General features: G+C 62.5%; 18 protein-coding genes and 1 pseudogene. 10 read left to right on the top strand and 9 right to left on the bottom strand.

From position 1 onward, the window contains the following. Positions 1-8 precede the first annotated feature (8 nt). From ACFSQT_RS29780 to ACFSQT_RS29770, 3 genes are all read right to left on the bottom strand, one after another. Positions 9-2348 carry a response regulator gene (locus ACFSQT_RS29780; RefSeq protein WP_379024857.1) on the bottom strand — a complete coding sequence of 780 codons (2340 nt, stop codon included), beginning with the start codon at positions 2346-2348 and terminating at the stop codon, positions 9-11. A 142-nt stretch (positions 2349-2490) separates the two neighbouring features. Next, complete coding sequence (locus tag ACFSQT_RS29775; RefSeq protein ID WP_379024855.1) at positions 2491-4326, bottom strand: phospholipase D-like domain-containing protein; 1836 nt, start codon at positions 4324-4326, stop codon at positions 2491-2493. Between the two features lie 545 nt (positions 4327-4871). After that, on the bottom strand, positions 4872-5789 hold the full coding sequence (locus tag ACFSQT_RS29770; protein WP_379024853.1) for a polyprenyl synthetase family protein: 918 nt from the start codon (positions 5787-5789) through the stop codon (positions 4872-4874). 78 nt (positions 5790-5867) lie between these two features. On the opposite strand from ACFSQT_RS29770, the gene ACFSQT_RS29765 reads away from it, so the two are divergent. The 3 genes from ACFSQT_RS29765 to ACFSQT_RS29755 all read left to right on the top strand — a co-directional run bounded on the left by ACFSQT_RS29765 (position 5868) and on the right by ACFSQT_RS29755 (position 7632). Then, entirely contained in the window at positions 5868-6629 is a 762-nt protein-coding gene (locus ACFSQT_RS29765) for a transglycosylase domain-containing protein (RefSeq protein WP_379024851.1), read from the top strand. Between the two features lie 141 nt (positions 6630-6770). Next, entirely contained in the window at positions 6771-6953 is a 183-nt protein-coding gene (gene rpmF, locus ACFSQT_RS29760; RefSeq protein WP_008834724.1) for a 50S ribosomal protein L32, read from the top strand. 277 nt (positions 6954-7230) lie between these two features. Then, complete coding sequence (locus ACFSQT_RS29755) at positions 7231-7632, top strand: hypothetical protein (protein WP_379024849.1); 402 nt, start codon at positions 7231-7233, stop codon at positions 7630-7632. An 80-nt stretch (positions 7633-7712) separates the two neighbouring features. Here ACFSQT_RS29755 and ACFSQT_RS29750 read toward each other — a convergent pair whose 3' ends face one another. From ACFSQT_RS29750 to ACFSQT_RS29740, 3 genes are all read right to left on the bottom strand, one after another. Further along, a complete protein-coding gene (locus ACFSQT_RS29750; protein ID WP_379024847.1) occupies positions 7713-8144 on the bottom strand; it encodes a GlcG/HbpS family heme-binding protein in 432 nt (143 codons plus the stop codon). A 182-nt stretch (positions 8145-8326) separates the two neighbouring features. Beyond that, positions 8327-8560 (bottom strand): hypothetical protein, encoded by a 234-nt coding sequence (locus ACFSQT_RS29745; protein ID WP_023810948.1) that lies wholly within the window; start codon positions 8558-8560, stop codon positions 8327-8329. 78 nt (positions 8561-8638) lie between these two features. Next, a complete protein-coding gene (locus tag ACFSQT_RS29740) occupies positions 8639-9160 on the bottom strand; it encodes a winged helix-turn-helix transcriptional regulator (protein ID WP_379024845.1) in 522 nt (173 codons plus the stop codon). Between the two features lie 98 nt (positions 9161-9258). Here ACFSQT_RS29740 and ACFSQT_RS29735 point away from each other — a divergent pair, with 98 nt between their 5' ends. The 4 genes from ACFSQT_RS29735 to ACFSQT_RS29720 all read left to right on the top strand — a co-directional run bounded on the left by ACFSQT_RS29735 (position 9259) and on the right by ACFSQT_RS29720 (position 11695). Next, positions 9259-10095 carry an alpha/beta fold hydrolase gene (locus tag ACFSQT_RS29735; RefSeq protein WP_379024843.1) on the top strand — a complete coding sequence of 279 codons (837 nt, stop codon included), beginning with the start codon at positions 9259-9261 and terminating at the stop codon, positions 10093-10095. 123 nt (positions 10096-10218) lie between these two features. After that, positions 10219-10875, top strand: a complete 657-nt coding sequence (locus tag ACFSQT_RS29730) for a glutathione S-transferase family protein (protein WP_379024841.1) — start codon at positions 10219-10221, stop codon at positions 10873-10875. A gap of 5 nt (positions 10876-10880) precedes the next feature. Next, on the top strand, positions 10881-11210 hold the full coding sequence (locus tag ACFSQT_RS29725; protein ID WP_379024839.1) for an ArsR/SmtB family transcription factor: 330 nt from the start codon (positions 10881-10883) through the stop codon (positions 11208-11210). Between the two features lie 20 nt (positions 11211-11230). Continuing rightward, on the top strand, positions 11231-11695 hold the full coding sequence (locus ACFSQT_RS29720) for an SRPBCC family protein (protein ID WP_379024837.1): 465 nt from the start codon (positions 11231-11233) through the stop codon (positions 11693-11695). A gap of 31 nt (positions 11696-11726) precedes the next feature. On the opposite strand, the gene ACFSQT_RS29715 is transcribed toward ACFSQT_RS29720, so the two are convergent. The 3 genes from ACFSQT_RS29715 to ACFSQT_RS29705 all read right to left on the bottom strand — a co-directional run bounded on the left by ACFSQT_RS29715 (position 11727) and on the right by ACFSQT_RS29705 (position 13553). Further along, the gene (locus ACFSQT_RS29715; protein WP_379024835.1) at positions 11727-11990 is read right to left on the bottom strand and encodes an ArsR/SmtB family transcription factor; all 264 of its coding nucleotides are present in this window, start codon (positions 11988-11990) and stop codon (positions 11727-11729) included. A 31-nt stretch (positions 11991-12021) separates the two neighbouring features. After that, positions 12022-13269: an MFS transporter gene (locus ACFSQT_RS29710; RefSeq protein WP_379024833.1), complete on the bottom strand. Its 1248-nt coding sequence runs from the start codon at positions 13267-13269 to the stop codon at positions 12022-12024. A gap of 89 nt (positions 13270-13358) precedes the next feature. Beyond that, on the bottom strand, positions 13359-13553 hold the full coding sequence (locus ACFSQT_RS29705) for a DUF1192 domain-containing protein (protein ID WP_379024831.1): 195 nt from the start codon (positions 13551-13553) through the stop codon (positions 13359-13361). Positions 13554-13665: 112 nt separating this feature from the next. Here ACFSQT_RS29705 and ACFSQT_RS29700 point away from each other — a divergent pair, with 112 nt between their 5' ends. The 3 genes and pseudogenes from ACFSQT_RS29700 (at position 13666) to ACFSQT_RS29690 (ending at position 16169) form a co-directional block, all read left to right on the top strand. Then, positions 13666-14676 carry an NAD(P)H-quinone oxidoreductase gene (locus tag ACFSQT_RS29700; protein WP_379024829.1) on the top strand — a complete coding sequence of 337 codons (1011 nt, stop codon included), beginning with the start codon at positions 13666-13668 and terminating at the stop codon, positions 14674-14676. 203 nt (positions 14677-14879) lie between these two features. After that, the gene (locus ACFSQT_RS29695; RefSeq protein ID WP_091578925.1) at positions 14880-15020 is read left to right on the top strand and encodes a DUF1127 domain-containing protein; all 141 of its coding nucleotides are present in this window, start codon (positions 14880-14882) and stop codon (positions 15018-15020) included. Between the two features lie 454 nt (positions 15021-15474). Then, positions 15475-16169 (top strand): annotated as a pseudogene (locus ACFSQT_RS29690) (DUF1013 domain-containing protein). Positions 16170-16210 lie beyond the last annotated feature (41 nt).

The following is a 16210-nucleotide window of genomic DNA, read 5'->3' as shown; positions in this document are numbered from 1 at the left end:
GCTGCTGGCTAAGCCGTCTTCGCCACCACCGTTTCGCTGAGCCAGGTGCCGATCTTGGTGCCGAGCCGGTCGGGCGAAACCGGCTTGGGCAGATAGTCGTCCATGCCGGCTTCGATGCACTTGTCGCGATCGCCCTTCAGCGCATGCGCGGTGACGCCGATGATCGGGATGCGGGTGCCCGACGAGGTCTCCATCGCCCGGATGGCGCGGGTCGCTTCGTAGCCGTTCATCTCCGGCATCGAGACGTCCATCAGGATCAGCCTGGGGCGCAGCGCCCTGTACATCTCGACGGCCGTGCGGCCGTTGCCGGCGATGCGGTAGCTGAGGCCAAGGCCGTTGAGGATCTGGCCGAACACCAGCTGGTTCACGTCATTGTCCTCGGCAATGAGGATATCGATCGGACCGTTCGGCGAGGCCGTCGATTCCGGTGCTGCGGCGACCGGCATCGCCGGGCCGCGGATGACGGTGAAAGCGGGTGGCGCTACCGGGGGAGCCGGCACGATCGGTTCGCGCACGAACTGCGCCTTGCCGACCTGCGAGCGGGCTCTCTGGATGACCGAGATGACGGTACCGAGCAAGACCGCGGAGCGCGCCGGCTTGGTCAGGTGGGCGGCAATGCCGAAGTCGATGATCATCTTGCCGAAATCGACTTGGTCGACCGAGGTCAGCAGCACCACCGGAATGGAAGCCAGCCGGCTGTCGGACGCAATCGCCCTGGCGACGTCGGCGCCGTTCATGCCCGGCATCTGGTAGTCGAGGATGATGCAGTCGACGGCGGCACCCAGCTGGAAGGCGCGATCGAGGAAGGCCAGGCCCACGGCGCCACTTTCGGCGGCGGCGCAATCGAAGCTCCAGCTTCTCAGCTGCTCGAGCAGGATTTCGCGGTTGACCGGGTTGTCGTCGATGACCAGCACGCGCGCGCCGGTGACGTCGACCGGTACGATTTCGTCGCGCGCCGTGGCATGGTGCGCCGGCAGCGGCACCGCGAACCAGAACACGGAGCCGCGGCCGATCTCGCTCTCGACGCCGATCTTGCCCGCCATCAGGTCGACGAGGCGGGCGGCGATGGCGAGGCCGAGGCCGGTGCCTTCGTGGCGGCGGGTCGACGAGCCGTCGACCTGGGCGAATTTTTCGAACACGTTCTGCAGCTTCTCGGCCGGTATGCCGATGCCGGTGTCCTCGACGCGAACCTTGAGCTGGACAACGTCATTGACGATCTCGCCGCCGACATCGATCAGCACATGACCCTTTTCGGTGAACTTCACCGCGTTGCCGAGCAGGTTGGTGACGATTTGCCGAAACCGCCCGGCGTCGCCGACGACATAGGCCGGCAGCCGCGGGTCGACCCGCACGATCAGTTCGAGGTTCTTTTCGGCGACGCGCGCAGATACCAGCGTCGCCACATCCTCGACCGCTTCGGAGAGGCGGAAGGGGGCCGGGTCGAGAGTGAGCTGGCCGGCATTGATCTTCGAGAAATCGAGAATGTCGTTGATGATGGTGAGCAGTGCGTTGCCGGATTTGACGATGACGTCGGTGAAGGTTTTCTGGCGCGCGGTCAGGTCGGTCTTGGCCAGCAGCTCGGCCATGCCGAGCACACCGTTCATGGGCGTGCGGATTTCGTGGCTCATATTGGCTAGGAATTCCGACTTGGCGCGATCGGCGGCCTCGGCCTTGAACAGGGATTCGGCCGATTCGGCAAAGGCGCGGCGGATGGCCACTTCCATCGGCCGGAAGATCCAGAAGGCGACGATGGCAAGGGCAGCGAACAGAATACCGCTCGCCCACAGCAGCAGCCTGTCGCTGGAGGCATCGGCCAGATGGCGCTCATCGTCCATGGCGGTGCGCACGCGGACCAGCATGGGCTGGGCAAATAGGTCGTTCTGGTTGCGGATTTCGCGATAACTCCATTCATCGACCTTCTGCGCCGCCGACATCAGGTTGAAGTTGCGCACCATGTCGCGGGGCGACCAGAACAGGTCGCCGTTGACGGAAGCGGATTCGAGCTCGTTGATGGTCTTCACCGAAAGGCGCGACCTGATCGCGGCAAGCTGGGCGGTCAGCGTCTCGATCTCGCCGGTCAGGCGCTCCGTATGGCCGCGCGCCGATGTCGTGAGCGCATCACGTGTCTCCGCCCGCCAGGCGGTGCCAGTCGTCTCGGCAAAGCTGGTCGCGTTGCGCAGGTCGCGGGTGAAGACGACGAGGTTGCTGTTCAGCGCATCGATGTCACGGCGAAAGGAATTGACACGATCGAGCGCAATCACGATGGCGGCGGAAGCCAGCGCGAAGATCAGCAACCCCGAAATATAGCGAATCCGGACCGACCGGATGAAGGACGAATATTCCGGCATGCGCAACCCCAACACATACGCATCATTTTAATGGTCGGGATTACGCTTCATTTACATTAAAATTTCGTTCGCAAGGGTTGGCTCGCCTTTGCGGAATCATGCCCTTCGCCTCGCTGCAGCTCCCCAGCTTCGCGTCCGATTGCTAGATGGTAGTCGCCCCTGCCATGGCGGTGAATATCTTCACGCGTTTCGTCTTCAGACTCCCCGGTGCATACTTGCTGACCCAGCCCGCCGTTTCGTCAAGGAACAGACTTGCCTTCTCGGCCGCACTGGTAGCCGCCACACCCAGTGTATCTGCTGGCTTGCGGTCGCGGATCGCCTCGTGAACCGAGCGAAAATAATAGTGGAAGAACAGCCGGTTGAATTCGGTGAAATAGATGTCGGCAACCCGGGTCTCGCCGCGGATCAACAGCATGTTCTCGTCATTGTCGTTGGTCGAGGCGGTCGAGAAATTCGCCGACCCGGTCACCACGATCGGGTCCGCCCCAAGCGGATCGTGCAGCAGAAATTTTGAATGGATGTAGCTTACATGCTGGTTGAGCTTGAGCGCTCCGGCATTTGTCTCGCGCGTCCAACGGTACAGCGGATCCTGGATAAACGAGCCCCACGCCGAATAGACGTTCTGCCTCCAGCTGAGGGTAACGAAGGGCTTCGGGGCGGTTCCCGGCTTTGGTTTTGTCGGTGCGTCCTTCTTCTCGAGCATGAGAAAGGTCAAAGGCGAGGTCTGGTCATGCTTCACCAGGCGGCCCTTGAAGACCGCTGAGATGCCGAAAGCGAGCGTGATGCAGCCCAACGCATCCGATTCGTCGAGCGCAACCGAATACATGTCGAGCACGCCGCCACCGGCCCGCGGGCTGAAAACCGGCGTGACACCTTGCGGAATCGTTCGCCAGTCGGCCGGCGTCGGAAGCAGGGCGGCGACACTGGATCTTAGCCCATTCATCGCCGCCTTCTCCTCGGCCGGCGTACCCGTTCCGGGTTTTCCCGGATCGCCGGAAAGCAGTGTCCAATAATCCCTGAAGTGGCCGGCGACAGTCGCGTCCCGGACCCAATGGCCGACATTGGTCTGACCGTGAATGCCGCCGTCCGAAAGATTTGTCGAGCCGGTCCAAACCTGTGTCGGCGCCTTCGCGGCCCCCTTCAACAGGACAATGAACTTGTTATGTGCGATCTCATCGGTGTTCTTCTCCCGCCAGCATGCGATCGCGTCCGCCGGCAGACCGGCATCGGCAACGGTCTGCATGTTGTCGTCGCGCGGGAAGTTGGGGATCGGTTTGCCCTTCTTGTCGACACCACCGCCATTCTTCTTCGCATCGATGACGAACTTGACGTCGACGCCCCGATCAATGGCCGTCTTGAACCACTGTGCCGCGTCCGGATACCTGAATTCGTAAAACGCACCGAGCAAAGTGTCGCCCGGCTGGGCCTGCTCGATGAACTTTTGCAAAGCTTCGTCGAGATCGCGGCTGAGCCATTGCAAAGCTTCCGTGCGCTTGGGCTCGGGAAGCTTGTCCGGCCGCTTGTTGTCGAATTTTCGAGCATAGGCCTGGCTGCTGGCAACACCCCGATTGAAGAAGATGTCATGGGTGCCGGTGCTGAAGGCCTTCTCGGTTCGAATCCGGATCGGGATTGCGGGAGCAGAGCGGTCCAGGTTCTTCGGTGTGCCTTTCAGCGGGTGGAAATAATAGACGTACTCTCGGCCATCCTTGGCCGTGAAATCGTCCCAGACAAAACTTTGGACCGGTTGGTCGAAGGTCGAGACCTGCAGCGTCGGGTCAGGGTTCGGATAGATGCTCTCGAACACCTTGAACCCGTACATATAGTAGCGCTCATCCTCCTTGATGTCGTGGCGCTCGACTGCAAAACCCATCAACTCAACGATCTGAGCGGGATCGAAATCGATGCCGAAGGAAACAGTGTTCGTTCCCGATACCGCGAAGACTTGAAAGCCTCCGATCTTGTCCGATTTGAATCGCATGCCCGTCTCTCCTCATGATCGCTAGAGGCCCCAGCTGCTGCTGGCATGAAACAATGGCCGCTGCCGATGTCGGCGGCGTCGCCCAAGATAGAGATTGCCGGCAAAACAGCAGGTTGTCGTCGCTATGAAGAAAATGGAAGTCCTGGCTGCCGTCCGACGCGTCACGCACCCCTCTCTCCCGAATAAATATTCCCCCGATTTTCAAATGCGCGCAATTCAATAATACTTGTAAATTGCCGAAAACGGACGAGCGAATCGAAATGCTCTATATTAAGCTCAGTCGCCGACCGGCTCCCTCTTTGCATATCAGATGCAGAGACGGATATCATTTAGCCGTGGAACAATCAGGTGGAGTAAACGTCGGTGAAGAGGTTATAAATACGAACCTCTACCGGGTATAATCTTCGCCCGGTCCGTGCGCGGAATACCTGTTGTCACCGCGAAACTTCTGCCGACCTTGATACGGCGCCGGGCAGGACGACCGGCAAGCCGTCCAAGCCGGGATCGTCCAAAAATGGTACCCGGTACGAGATATTGGGCAGAAATCAGTTGTTGCGAATGGCTATGAATTCCGCGGCTTCCTTGAGAAGAACGGCGCGGTCGCCATAGGGATCGAGCAGCGCCTGAGCCTGTTCGACAAGCCCCTGCAACTGGCTGCGCGCCCAGGCCGCGCCATGCAATGCCACCAGCGTCGCCTTGCCGGCGGCGGCATCCTTGCCGGTTGCCTTGCCCATCTGGCTGGCATCGGCGGTCAGGTCGAGCAGGTCGTCGGCAAGCTGGAAGGCAAGGCCGATCGCCGAGCCGAACTCGGCCAGCCGCTCACGGTCCTCGGCGGGGGCGCCGGCGATCAGCGCGCCGGCCTCGCAGGCGAAGCGGATCAGCGCGCCGGTCTTCATCGCCTGCAGCCGGATGATGCCGGCTTCGTCCGGCGGCGCCTGTTCGGCCTCGAGGTCGAGTTTCTGGCCGCCGACCATGCCGCCGGGTCCGGCGGCGCGGGCCAACGCCAGCACCAGGGCTACCCGCCGCTCCGCCGGCAGCATGGTTGCCTCGTCGGCAATGATATCGAAGGCAATTGTCAGCAAGGCGTCACCGGCCAGGATGGCGGTTGCCTCGTCGAAGGCCTTGTGCACCGTCGGCTGGCCACGCCGCAGGTCGTCGTCGTCCATGGCGGGCAGGTCATCGTGGATCAGCGAATAGCAATGCACGCATTCGAGGGCGGCCGCGATGCGCAGCGCTGCCTCGCCGTCGGCGGAAAACAATCCGGCACTTTCCATGACCAGGAACGGGCGCAGGCGCTTGCCGCCGTTGAGCACGCCGTGGCGCATGGCCGCCATCAGGCGGTCGGGCCGCGCGATCTCGCCCGAAAGCGCGCGGTCGTCGAGCAGCCGCCGCAGCAGCGCCTCGACGCCGGCTGCCCGTCCAATAAGCGCCATTTCGAACGCCATTTCGTTGTCATTCGTCATGGCCGGGAGCGGTAGCCGACACTCAGACGTTGCGCAAGAAGCCAAGCGCCATTATGCCGGAGCAAGGAGAGGCATGGGTTGGGCGGCTTGGCGGAACCGATCGTCGATCATGAAATCGAAAAGCTGGACATGGCGACCAGATCGCGGGGCATGAACCGCCGCGGTCTCAAGCGCTGGGTCCGGCGCGGCATCGTCGTGGCCGCGGTGCTGGCGCTCATACCAACGGTGCTGACGTTCCTCTATCTGCCGTCCTTCGTGCATCCGGTCTCGACATTGATGCTGAAGGACCTGGCGACATTCTCCGGTTATGACCGGCGCTGGGTGTCGATCGACGACGTCGCGCCGGTGCTGGCCAATTCGGTCATCATGTCGGAGGACGGGCAGTTCTGCTTTCATCGCGGCGTCGATCTCGGTGAGCTGAGGGGCGTCGTCGACGATGCGCTGGCCGGCGAGGCGACACGCGGCGCCTCGACCATCACCATGCAGACGGTGAAGAACCTCTTTCTCTGGTCGCGGCCGCTGGGCTCGGTGCGCAAGGTCGTCGAACTGCCGCTGGCCGTCTATCTCGACGCGGTGATGTCGAAACGGCGCATCATGGAGATCTATCTCAACATCGCCGAATGGGGGCCGGGCATCTACGGCATCGAGGCCGCGGCACAGCACCATTTCGGCGTTTCAGCAAAACAGCTGTCGCGACGGCAGGCCGCACTGCTCGCCGTCTCCTTGCCAAATCCGATCGCCCGCAATCCGGCGAAGCCCGGGCCGGGCCTCAGACGGCTCGCCAACCTGATCGAGCGGCGGGCCGGCCGCTCTGGAGCCTATGTCGGCTGTCTGCAGTAGCCAGCTCAAAAAAATTCGCGGCAGCGCTGGCCAAAACGGCGCAGGGCGTGTATAGGCACCCGACTTTCTCAGATTCCGGCCCCGACATGGCCCTTTCACGAGGGCGGGCGGGGCTTTTTGACCATGTAATGGAGCATATCCATGGCCGTTCCGAAACGAAAAACCTCTCCGTCCAAGCGCGGCATGCGCCGCTCGGCCGACGCCCTCAAGGCCCCGACCTATGTCGAGGACAAGAATTCCGGCGAAATGCGCCGTCCGCACCACATCGACCTGAAGACCGGCATGTATCGCGGCCGCCAGGTGTTGACGCCCAAGGAAAGCTGAGACCAGCTTTTTCGAAGTTTTGAGTTACCGAAAGACCGGCCATTGGCCGGTCTTTTTGCGTTCGGCGCCCCATGACCGGACGGCCTGGATTGGCGCGTGTCGGCTCACCCTGTGGCAGACGCCAAATGCCGGGGGATATTCATCAGGATCGTTGCGCCGGAGGCTGACACGGTTGTTGCATCCGGTCTTCGACCGTGTTCGTGGCCTCTTACGAAAAATCTTGACGACGTGCCTGTGGCGCATTCTACAGAAGATTGCCCCCATATGGAGACGCCAGATGTTCGGTGCCGTCCCGCTTTTGATCGTGCCTTTCGTGCTCTACAATCTCGGCCTGCTCGGAATATTCGGCGGCGGTGACGACCCGTGGGCGAGCGAAGTCTTCTCATACAGCATGATGTCGGGCGGGGTCTTCTCGATGACGCTCGGCGACCTGATGGTGCTGATCGGGCTGATTTTCCTTTTCGCCGAAATGGTGAAGGCGGCGCGCACGACCGGTGCCTCGATCATGGATCATCTTTTGTCGACGCTGGTTTTCGTCGCGTTCCTGGTCGAGTTCCTGCTGGTGAAGGGTGCGGCGCATTCCATCTTCTTCACGCTGATGGTCATCGCGCTGTTCGACGTATTGGCCGGATTCGCGGTGTCGATGCGGTCGGCGAGCCGGGACATCAATCTGAATTAGAGCCGAAGCTCCGGCTCTAACTCAAAGAGATAGAGCATGATGTCGTCCGAAAACCGCTTCACACTTTTCGGCATCATGCTCTAGCCTGGATCGGCGGTGAAGCCGGCGGCCTCGATGCCGGCGATGGCGGCGGCTTCGTCATTGTCTGACGTATCGCCGGAAATGCCGACGGCACCGATGATGGCGCCGGTCTTGTCGCGGATCAGCACACCGCCGACAACCGGCAGCACACGACCGCCCGACACGTCCGAGATGCCGGCGACGAGGTGCGGGCGCTCCTTGGCGAAGGCCTCGACCCGTCGCGAGCCCATGCCGATGGCCAGCGCGCCATAGGCCTTGCCGGCCGACATTTGCGGGCGCAGGAACGAGGCGCCGTCCTGGCGCTGGAAGGCGACCAGATGTCCGCCGGCGTCGAGCACCGAGACGCCCAGCGGCTTGAGCTTGAGATCGGCGCCCTTGGCAAAGGCGGCATCGATGATCTCAACGGCTTTTTCGAGCGGCAGTGCGGTCATGGCAGTCTCCTGGTTAAAACGCGTCGATCATCGACCGTCGACGGGCACGGTAAAATCCCGATTTCGGTTGAAATTGCTTTGCGTGAAGAGGTGGAATGGAAAGCGGCGTTCGCTGACACCGGATATGGCGTTGCCATTTTGCGCATTTCCACGCCGGCAGTCGATCGTGCCGGCCGGCAGCGCTATTTTTTCTTGGCGCGGGCCGGCTTCTTGGCGGGTGCCGCCGGCGCGTTGGCAAGGTCTTCGGCTTCCTTGGCGAGGCGGAGCGCCCGCAACTTGTTGGTTTTGGCCTGGCGGGCGTCGCTCTCGGCGACATATTCGGCCATCGCCTTCTGGCGGACGGTTGCCGCCTCTTCCTGCTTCTTGAAACGCAGGTCGGCGCGTGCGCGGGCAGCATCCCTAGAGTTCTCAACCAAGAGCTTGTCCAATCCCGTGAAGCTTGATTTTCCGCCTCTTGTAGCAGAGCCGGCCCGAAAACGGGAAAATAAGTTGGGTCAAGCGGCCGGGCTGGCGGCGAGGGCCTTGCTGGCGACCACGGCCTCATAGGCGGCTTGCAGGGTCGCACGAACGGTGGCGTCCGCCGGCGTATCGAGCGGCATGCCGAGATGCTCGTGGCGCAACTCGTCCATGAACTTGTCCCACATCGGCGGTCCGCCTTTCTCCAGAAGCTCGGCGCGGATCGAGAGTTCCTCGCTGACTGGCAGCCAAACGCGGCCCCAGGCGCCGAGATGGGCCAGGATCGGCACCAGTGTGATCGCCATCTCGGTCAGGCTGTAGATCGCCTTCTGCTTGTGGCTGGGATCGTCGGCCTTGGTCAGCATGCCCAGCTCCATCAGCCGCTTCAGCCGGTCGGCGAGGATGTTGGAGGCAATGCCTTCCATCGATCCTTTGAGCAGCTCGCGAAAATGGCGCCTGCCGCCGAAGATCATGTCGCGAAGGATGATCAGGCTCCAGCGGTCGCCGAACACTTCGAGCGACAGGTTGATCGGGCATCCAGACCGGCGATCCATGCTCATGAGATTTCTCCAAAAACCAGTTGCATTATCGTATCGGTTTATTATCGTGCAACTGATTGCAAAATGCAATCAGTATTGTAAAGGCAGGAGAACGCGCCATGACGACGACCGAACGCCCCAAAATCTTATCCGAGGCCTTTGGCGATCCGGCAAACCCGCCGCTGCTGCTGATCATGGGAGCGATGGCTTCCATGCTTTGGTGGCCGGAGGCGCTGTGCCGGAACCTGGCCGATGCCGGCCTTTTCGTGATCCGCTACGACAATCGCGATACCGGCCGATCGACCAAATATCCGCCGGGCGAACCGCCTTACACATTCGACGACATGGCGGACGACGCGATGCGTGTGCTCGACGACCACGGCGTCGGCAAGGCGCATGTCGTCAGTATGTCGATGGGCGGCATGATCGCGCAGCTCGTGGCCCTCAAGCACCCGTCCCGTGTCGCATCGCTGACCGTCATCAGCAGCTCGCCCCTGGGGGTCGACACATCGCATCTGCCGCAAACGGGCGATGCCTATATCAAGCATTCGGCCGAGGGCGCGAAAGTCGATTGGTCCGATCGTGGCCAGGTGGTCGATTTCATCGTCAAGGACGCGCGGGCGATCGCCAGCACCGCACATCCATTCGACGAGGCTCGGATGCGGGCTTTTGTCGAGCAGGATTACGACCGCTCCGGCGGCTTCTTGAGCGCGACCAACCACTTCATGCTCAAGGGCGGTGACGCATGGAAGGGCCGTCTGCGCGAGATGACGGCGCCGCTGTTGGTCATTCATGGCAAGGCGGATCCGATCTTTCCGGTCGAGCATGGCGAGGCGCTGACTGAGGCTGTCGCCGGTGCGAAAATTCTTCGGATCGACGGCGGCGGCCACGAGCTGCACCCGGACGACTGGGCGGTGATATCCGCGGCAATCGTCGCCCACACCCAAGCCAATTGAGACGGCATCGACGGGTCTTGACGAGCAAGGCCCGTCGCAATAGTTAAGTGAATGCTTCAGTGTTTAATCCTGGCAAGCAGCGCGGCGCCGGCCGCCGACGCCTCCAAAACAGACGAGCAAAAAATGTCCCTGACGCTTCATTTCCATCCGCTGGCCTCCTTCTGCTGGAAGCCGCTGATCGCACTGTATGAGAACGGCATACCGTTTACGCCCGTCGTCGTCGATCTCGGCAACGCCGAGTCGCGCGCGGCCTTTCTGAAGATTTCGCCGAGCGGCAAGATGCCGGCCCTGCGCGACGATACGCGCGACCGCACGGTGCTGGAATCGACCATCGTCGTCGAATATCTGGCCGCCCACTATCCGGGGCCGATCGACCTCGTTCCCGCCGACATCGACCTGGCGCTGGCGGTCCGGCAGGCCGATCGCTTCTATGATTTCTATGTACAGGAACCGATGCAGAAGATCGTCGGCGACCGGTTGCGGCCGCAGGACAAAACCGATCCGTTCGGCGTCGAGCAGGCCCGCGCCCAGTTGCACAATTCCTACGCCATCATCGAACAGGACATGCAGACGAAGACCTGGGCTATGGGCGACGCCTTCAGCATGGCCGATTGCTCGGCGTCTCCCGCACTGTTTTATGCCAACAAGGTCGAGCCGTTCGGCGACAAGTATCCTGCCGTCAAGCGATACCGTGATCGCCTGCTGCAGCGCCCCGCTTTCACCCGCGTGATCGAGGAGGCGCGGCCCTACTTCAAGTTCTTCCCCTACAACAACGGCTGATCGCGATGCTGCACGATCCTGCCCAGCTCGACCTGATGTTCCAGGCACTTGCCGACCCGGCGCGGCGACAGATGGTCGACCGGCTGTCGCGCGGCCCCGCTTCGGTCAGCCAGCTGGCCGAGCCGCTGGCGATGTCGCTGTCGGCCGTCGTCCAGCATCTCAACCTTTTGGAGGCCAGCGGCCTCGTGCGCACGCAGAAGCTTGGCCGGGTGCGCACCTGCCAGATCGAGCCCAAGGCGTTGAGAGCCGCCGAACACTGGATCAACGAGCGGCGCCTCGCCTGGGAGCGCCGGCTGGATCGGCTCGGCGATTTTCTTGCTGGCGATGAAACCTGAGGAAGCTGAAGGAGCCTAACATGACCGAACGATCCGTCGTCCATTCCACCTTCGTCATCGAGCGCAGCTATCCTGCGTCGCCCGCAAAAGTCTATTTCGCGCTCAGCAATCCGGCGGCCAAACGGCGCTGGTTCGCCGACCCCGACAATCCGATGACCCACAGGCACGAGATGGACTTCCGCATTGGCGGCAAGGAGGTCAACGCCGGCGGGCCGAAGGATGGACCGATCCACGTCTTCAACGCCGTCTACCAGGACATCGTGCCGGATCAGCGCATCGTCTACAGCTACGAGATGCTGTTCGGCGAAACCCGCATCTCGGTGTCCTTGACGACGATCGAACTTGTTGCCGAGGGCAAGGGCACGCGGCTGGTGATGACGGAACAGGGCGCCTTCCTCGACGGCCACGACACGGCGGCCACACGCGAACATGGCACAGGGGAGCTGCTCGATGTGCTCGGCGCTTACTTGGGCAAGGATGCTTGAGCGATGTGGTGGGTGCTGCGGGTGCGGGTCGTCAGGCTTCCCAGAACTGATCGAGCCAGATGTTGAGTTTGAGGAAACCGGTGTTGCTCACCGTATAGACGCGCCTGGTGCCTTCGGCCTTGGCGTTGACCAGCCCGGCATCGAGCAGCACTTTCAAATGTTGCGAAACGGCCGGGCGGGACACGGGCAAACCCGACGCCAGCTCGTTGACGGTCTTCGGGCCGCGGCGAAGTTCTTCCAGAAGATGGCGCCGGTTGGGATCGGCAATCGCCATGAAGGCATCGGAAAACATCATGCCTTATTTGTGAGGCAAAGCCTTTCGAATCTCAACCGTCTGCTTCTGCTTTTCTTCTGGGATCAAGCCGCAATGCTTCCGGCGTCACCGACCGGTCGGCCGGCTGCGTCTTGAACGCGTCACGATCGCCGATCGGCACCGGGGCGCGGCGGCTGATGCGCAGCAGCGTATAACCCGCCAGGCAAAGATGCGCGAAGGCAGTCGCCAGGAACAGGCCTTCGGGGCGCATCCAGCCCATCAGCGCCGCGGCCAGCAGAGGTCCGATCATCGTGCCGAAGCCGTAGAGCAGAAGCAGGCCGCCCGACACCTTGACGAAATCCTCCGGGCGCGCGTGGTCGTTGGCATGCGCCACCGCGATCGAATAGAGCGTATAGGCGAAGGCGCCATAGGCGGCGGTGAAGACGATGACGAAGACGCTGGAGCGTGGCTCGAACAGGAAGATGGCAAGCGCAAACAGGGCCGCGCCGAAGGCAGCACCCGCCAGCACGAAGCGCCGGTCGGTCTTGTCCGAGAGGCGCCCGGCCGGAAGCTGCATGGCGGCACCGGCAACGACCACAAGGCTCATCATCAGGGCGATCTCGGCCGTGGGGATGCCGATGCGGGCGCCATAGACCGCGCCAAGCGTGCCCCAGGCGCCGTTGGCGATGCCGATCAACAGGCAGGCGACCGCCGACACCGGCGAATTGGCATAAAGGCCTTTGACGTCAAGCTTGACATCCTGCAGCGGCTTTGGATGCGACGCGGTCGAAACCGCCGTCGGCAGCAGCGACAGGCAGAACAGGATGCCGGTGATCATGAACAGCGATGCCGATTTCACGTCGCCGCCGGCGACGATCATCTGCCCGCCCATGATCGAGGCATAGGTGACCATCATGTAGAGGCCGAAGACGGTACCGCGGTTCTCGTTGGTGGCCTTCTCGTTCAGCCAGCTTTCGATGACCATGAAGGCTCCGGCCATGGTGAAGCCGGTGAAGGCGCGCAGCAGGATCCAGACATACTCGTCGATGATCAGCCCGGTGAGCAGCGCCACGATGGCGCCCGCCGCGGCAAAGGCGCCGAAGGCGCGCACATGCCCGGCGCGGCGCACGATGCGCGGGGCAAAGAAACAGCCGGTGACGAAGCCGCCGGCCCAGGCCGTGCCCATCAGGCCGAGCGATGCGGTCGAGAAGCCTTCCAGCTGACCGCGCAGCGGCAGCAGCAGCCCGTGCAATCCAGACGCCGCGAGCAGGAAGGCGGTGCCGCGAAGCAGCGAGAGGATCGGTCGGTAGGTTGCAAACATTTTCTGATCCGGCTCGGGTTGGCGGGGACGCTGGGTCTTCTGAAGACAGTCGCATTCGGGCTTTTCGGCGGCGAGCCTTACGCCCGCGTCTATCCGCGGCGGAACAGCGCCTCGGCGGCCGATTTGGTGCCGTCCTTGGCCTTGAGCTCGTTTTCCAGGCGGGTGATCTCGTCGCGCAGGATGCCGATCCGCTCGGTCAATTCACCGACCGAAAGCAGCGACAGATCCTGCCCGATCTCGTGCGGGCGCGCCTTCTTCTTGGGTTCGTCGTCGAAGATCGCCATCGTCGCTCCTCCCACATTGGCCATTTGCCTGATTTGGCAATCAGCATACATAGGGCAGGGGCGTCGATGCAAACAGCCGATCCGATAACGGCGAGGAAAGACGGGAAATCTCATGGCGAGCGGACAGAAAATTCCGGCACGAATGACGGCCATCGCGATCTCGGAGCCGGGCGGGCCCCGGGTGCTGAAACCCGAAACGCGCGACGTGCCGCAGCCCGGCCCCGGCGAGATCCTGATCAAGGTGCATGCCGCCGGCGTCAACCGGCCCGACATCCAGCAGCGCAAGGGCGCCTATCCGCCGCCGCCCGGCGCGTCCGACCTGCCGGGCCTCGAGGCGTCGGGCGAAGTGGCCGCCCTTGGCGATGACATATCGCGCTGGCGCATCGGCGACCGCGTCTGCGCGCTCACGCCTGGCGGCGGCTATGCCGAATATGTCAAGGTCCATGCCGGCAGCGTGCTGCCGCTGCCGGCCGGCTTTACCCATACCGAGGCCGCGGCGGTGCCGGAAAACTATTTTACCGTCTGGCACAATGTGTTCGAGCGCGGCGGCCTGAAGAGCGGCGAGACGCTGCTCGTCCATGGCGGCTCGTCCGGCATCGGCACCACGGCAATCCAGCTTGCCTCGGCATTCGGCGCCTATGTCATCACCACCGCAGGCAGCAAGGAAAAATGCGACGCCTGCCTGAAGCTCGGCGCCGACCGGGCGATCAACTATCGCGAGGAGGATTTCGTCGCCGCGGTGAAAGAGGCAACGGCTGGCAGCGGCGCCAATATCATCCTCGACATGGTCGGCGGCGACTATGTGGCGCGCAACTACGAGGCCGCCGCCGTCGAGGGCCGCATTGTCCAGATTGCCTTGCAGGCCGGCGCCGTGGCGAGCGCCGATTTCTCGAAGATCATGGTCAAGCGGCTGACCCACACGGGTTCGACGCTGAGGCCGCGCACCGTCGAGTTCAAGGCGGCGATCGCGGCGGCGCTGGAGGCGCAGGTGTGGCCGTTGCTCGGCACCCGCAAGGTCGCTCCCGTCATGGACATGATCTTCCCGCTCAGCGAGGCCTGGCGGGCGCATGAGCGGATGGAGGACGGCGAGCATATCGGCAAGATCGTCCTCGACGTCGGCTGACGGCGACATTGCCTAAGGCGCGGTCGGCGGGCTGGCCGAAAGGGCTCGCGCCGCGCCTTCGATCCCTGCCTGCAAGATGAACAAAGGCTTAATGGTGCAATGCAGCATTTGCATCATTGCTATGCAAAATCGGCCGTTCAAGTCCTGCTCGATGATGACTATTTGAGCATCACCGAAACGAACAACCCATTTGGAGGACTGCCATGAACCCGATCCGCGCTTTCCGTAACTGGCGCATGTACACCGAGACCGTGCGCGAACTGAACCGTCTCAATGCACGTCAGCTCAGCGATCTCGGCATCAACCGCGCCGACATCGAAAAGATCGCCCGCAAGGCCATCTGACGTCAGGCAACGGTCCGCTCTAGAGCGGTTCACCGTTTCACGGAAACGCCGAACCGCTCTATCTGTTTGTTTTGACGCAATTCCGGACGGAAAACCGTTTCACACTTTTCCTGGAATTGCTCTAGGAAGCGGACCGTGCCGTGGAAGCCAGAGCCGCATCAGACGGGATTTCCGTCGCGGTTCCGAGCCCGCTGGACCAAGTCCGGCGGGTTTTGTCGTTTTGGCGCCGGCAACCACCGAATGCAGCTAGACGGCAGTCGGTGGCCGACCTCAGCTTCCCCAATGTCGGTTTTCAATCCGCTACGCTCGATGGCACGAGCGCGGTCCGGTCGTTGCTTCCAAAAACGTTGCGAAATGGTAAGAGAGCGGTTATACAGACTGCGAATTTCCCATTTTGGTGGCTCTAAACCACCGCCCGCGCGGGAACGCGGGCGAACGAGAAGGATTTTTTGCAATGGCCAACACGCTGCTGATGCCCAAGGCGACCGCCGTCTGGCTGGTCGACAACACCGCGCTTTCCTTCGAGCAGATCGCGCAGTTCTGCGGGCTGCATCCGCTCGAGGTCAAGGCCATCGCCGACGGCGAATCGGCGCAAGGCATCAAGGGCATGGATCCGATCATGACCGGCCAGTTGACCCGCGACGAGATCGCGCGCGCCGAGAAGGATCCGAACCAGCGCCTGAAGCTTTCGGACCCCAAAGTGCGGGTGCCGGAATCCAAGCGCAAGGGTCCTCGCTACACGCCGCTGTCAAAGCGCCAGGACCGGCCGAATGCCATTCTCTGGCTAGTGCGTAACCATCCAGAACTCAAGGACGCGCAGATCTCGCGTCTTGTCGGCACCACCAAGTCGACGATCGAGCAGATCCGCGAGCGCAAGCACTGGAACTCGGCCAATCTGCAGCCGATGGATCCGGTGACGCTGGGCCTCGCCTCGCAGATCGACCTTGACATGGAGGTCAACCGCGCTTCACGTGGTCGCGAACAGGCGCAGCCGATTGGCGACACGCTGCTGCCGGCGGCCTTGACCGAGCGGCTGGGTGCCGGCTCCGGAGAAGCCGAAGGACGAGGACGCCGAGCTGGACGCCAACGCCGTCTTCGCCCAAGCTCTCGGCCTTGAAGTCGAAGAACACGGACCACGACGACGAGTGACCTAGCGTCAGAGACACGAACCAAAACCAGCCCGTTCTACG

This window comes from Mesorhizobium calcicola, assembly GCF_042682105.1.
GTDB lineage: Bacteria > Pseudomonadota > Alphaproteobacteria > Rhizobiales > Rhizobiaceae > Mesorhizobium > Mesorhizobium calcicola.
The sequence above is the reverse complement of the archived record's forward strand: the minus strand, read 5'-3'. Positions and strand labels throughout refer to the sequence as shown.

Coding starts and splice junctions, on each gene's coding strand:
- ACFSQT_RS29780 (WP_379024857.1), bottom strand. CDS start 2,348: ATGCCGGAATATTCGTCCTTCATCCGGTCGGTCCGGATTCGCTATATT.
- ACFSQT_RS29775 (WP_379024855.1), bottom strand. CDS start 4,326: ATGCGATTCAAATCGGACAAGATCGGAGGCTTTCAAGTCTTCGCGGTA.
- ACFSQT_RS29770 (WP_379024853.1), bottom strand. CDS start 5,789: ATGACGAATGACAACGAAATGGCGTTCGAAATGGCGCTTATTGGACGG.
- rpmF (WP_008834724.1), top strand. CDS start 6,771: ATGGCCGTTCCGAAACGAAAAACCTCTCCGTCCAAGCGCGGCATGCGC.
- ACFSQT_RS29755 (WP_379024849.1), top strand. CDS start 7,231: ATGTTCGGTGCCGTCCCGCTTTTGATCGTGCCTTTCGTGCTCTACAAT.
- ACFSQT_RS29750 (WP_379024847.1), bottom strand. CDS start 8,144: ATGACCGCACTGCCGCTCGAAAAAGCCGTTGAGATCATCGATGCCGCC.
- ACFSQT_RS29740 (WP_379024845.1), bottom strand. CDS start 9,160: ATGAGCATGGATCGCCGGTCTGGATGCCCGATCAACCTGTCGCTCGAA.
- ACFSQT_RS29735 (WP_379024843.1), top strand. CDS start 9,259: ATGACGACGACCGAACGCCCCAAAATCTTATCCGAGGCCTTTGGCGAT.
- ACFSQT_RS29730 (WP_379024841.1), top strand. CDS start 10,219: ATGTCCCTGACGCTTCATTTCCATCCGCTGGCCTCCTTCTGCTGGAAG.
- ACFSQT_RS29725 (WP_379024839.1), top strand. CDS start 10,881: ATGCTGCACGATCCTGCCCAGCTCGACCTGATGTTCCAGGCACTTGCC.
- ACFSQT_RS29720 (WP_379024837.1), top strand. CDS start 11,231: ATGACCGAACGATCCGTCGTCCATTCCACCTTCGTCATCGAGCGCAGC.
- ACFSQT_RS29715 (WP_379024835.1), bottom strand. CDS start 11,990: ATGATGTTTTCCGATGCCTTCATGGCGATTGCCGATCCCAACCGGCGC.
- ACFSQT_RS29710 (WP_379024833.1), bottom strand. CDS start 13,269: ATGTTTGCAACCTACCGACCGATCCTCTCGCTGCTTCGCGGCACCGCC.
- ACFSQT_RS29705 (WP_379024831.1), bottom strand. CDS start 13,553: ATGGCGATCTTCGACGACGAACCCAAGAAGAAGGCGCGCCCGCACGAG.
- ACFSQT_RS29700 (WP_379024829.1), top strand. CDS start 13,666: ATGGCGAGCGGACAGAAAATTCCGGCACGAATGACGGCCATCGCGATC.
- ACFSQT_RS29695 (WP_091578925.1), top strand. CDS start 14,880: ATGAACCCGATCCGCGCTTTCCGTAACTGGCGCATGTACACCGAGACC.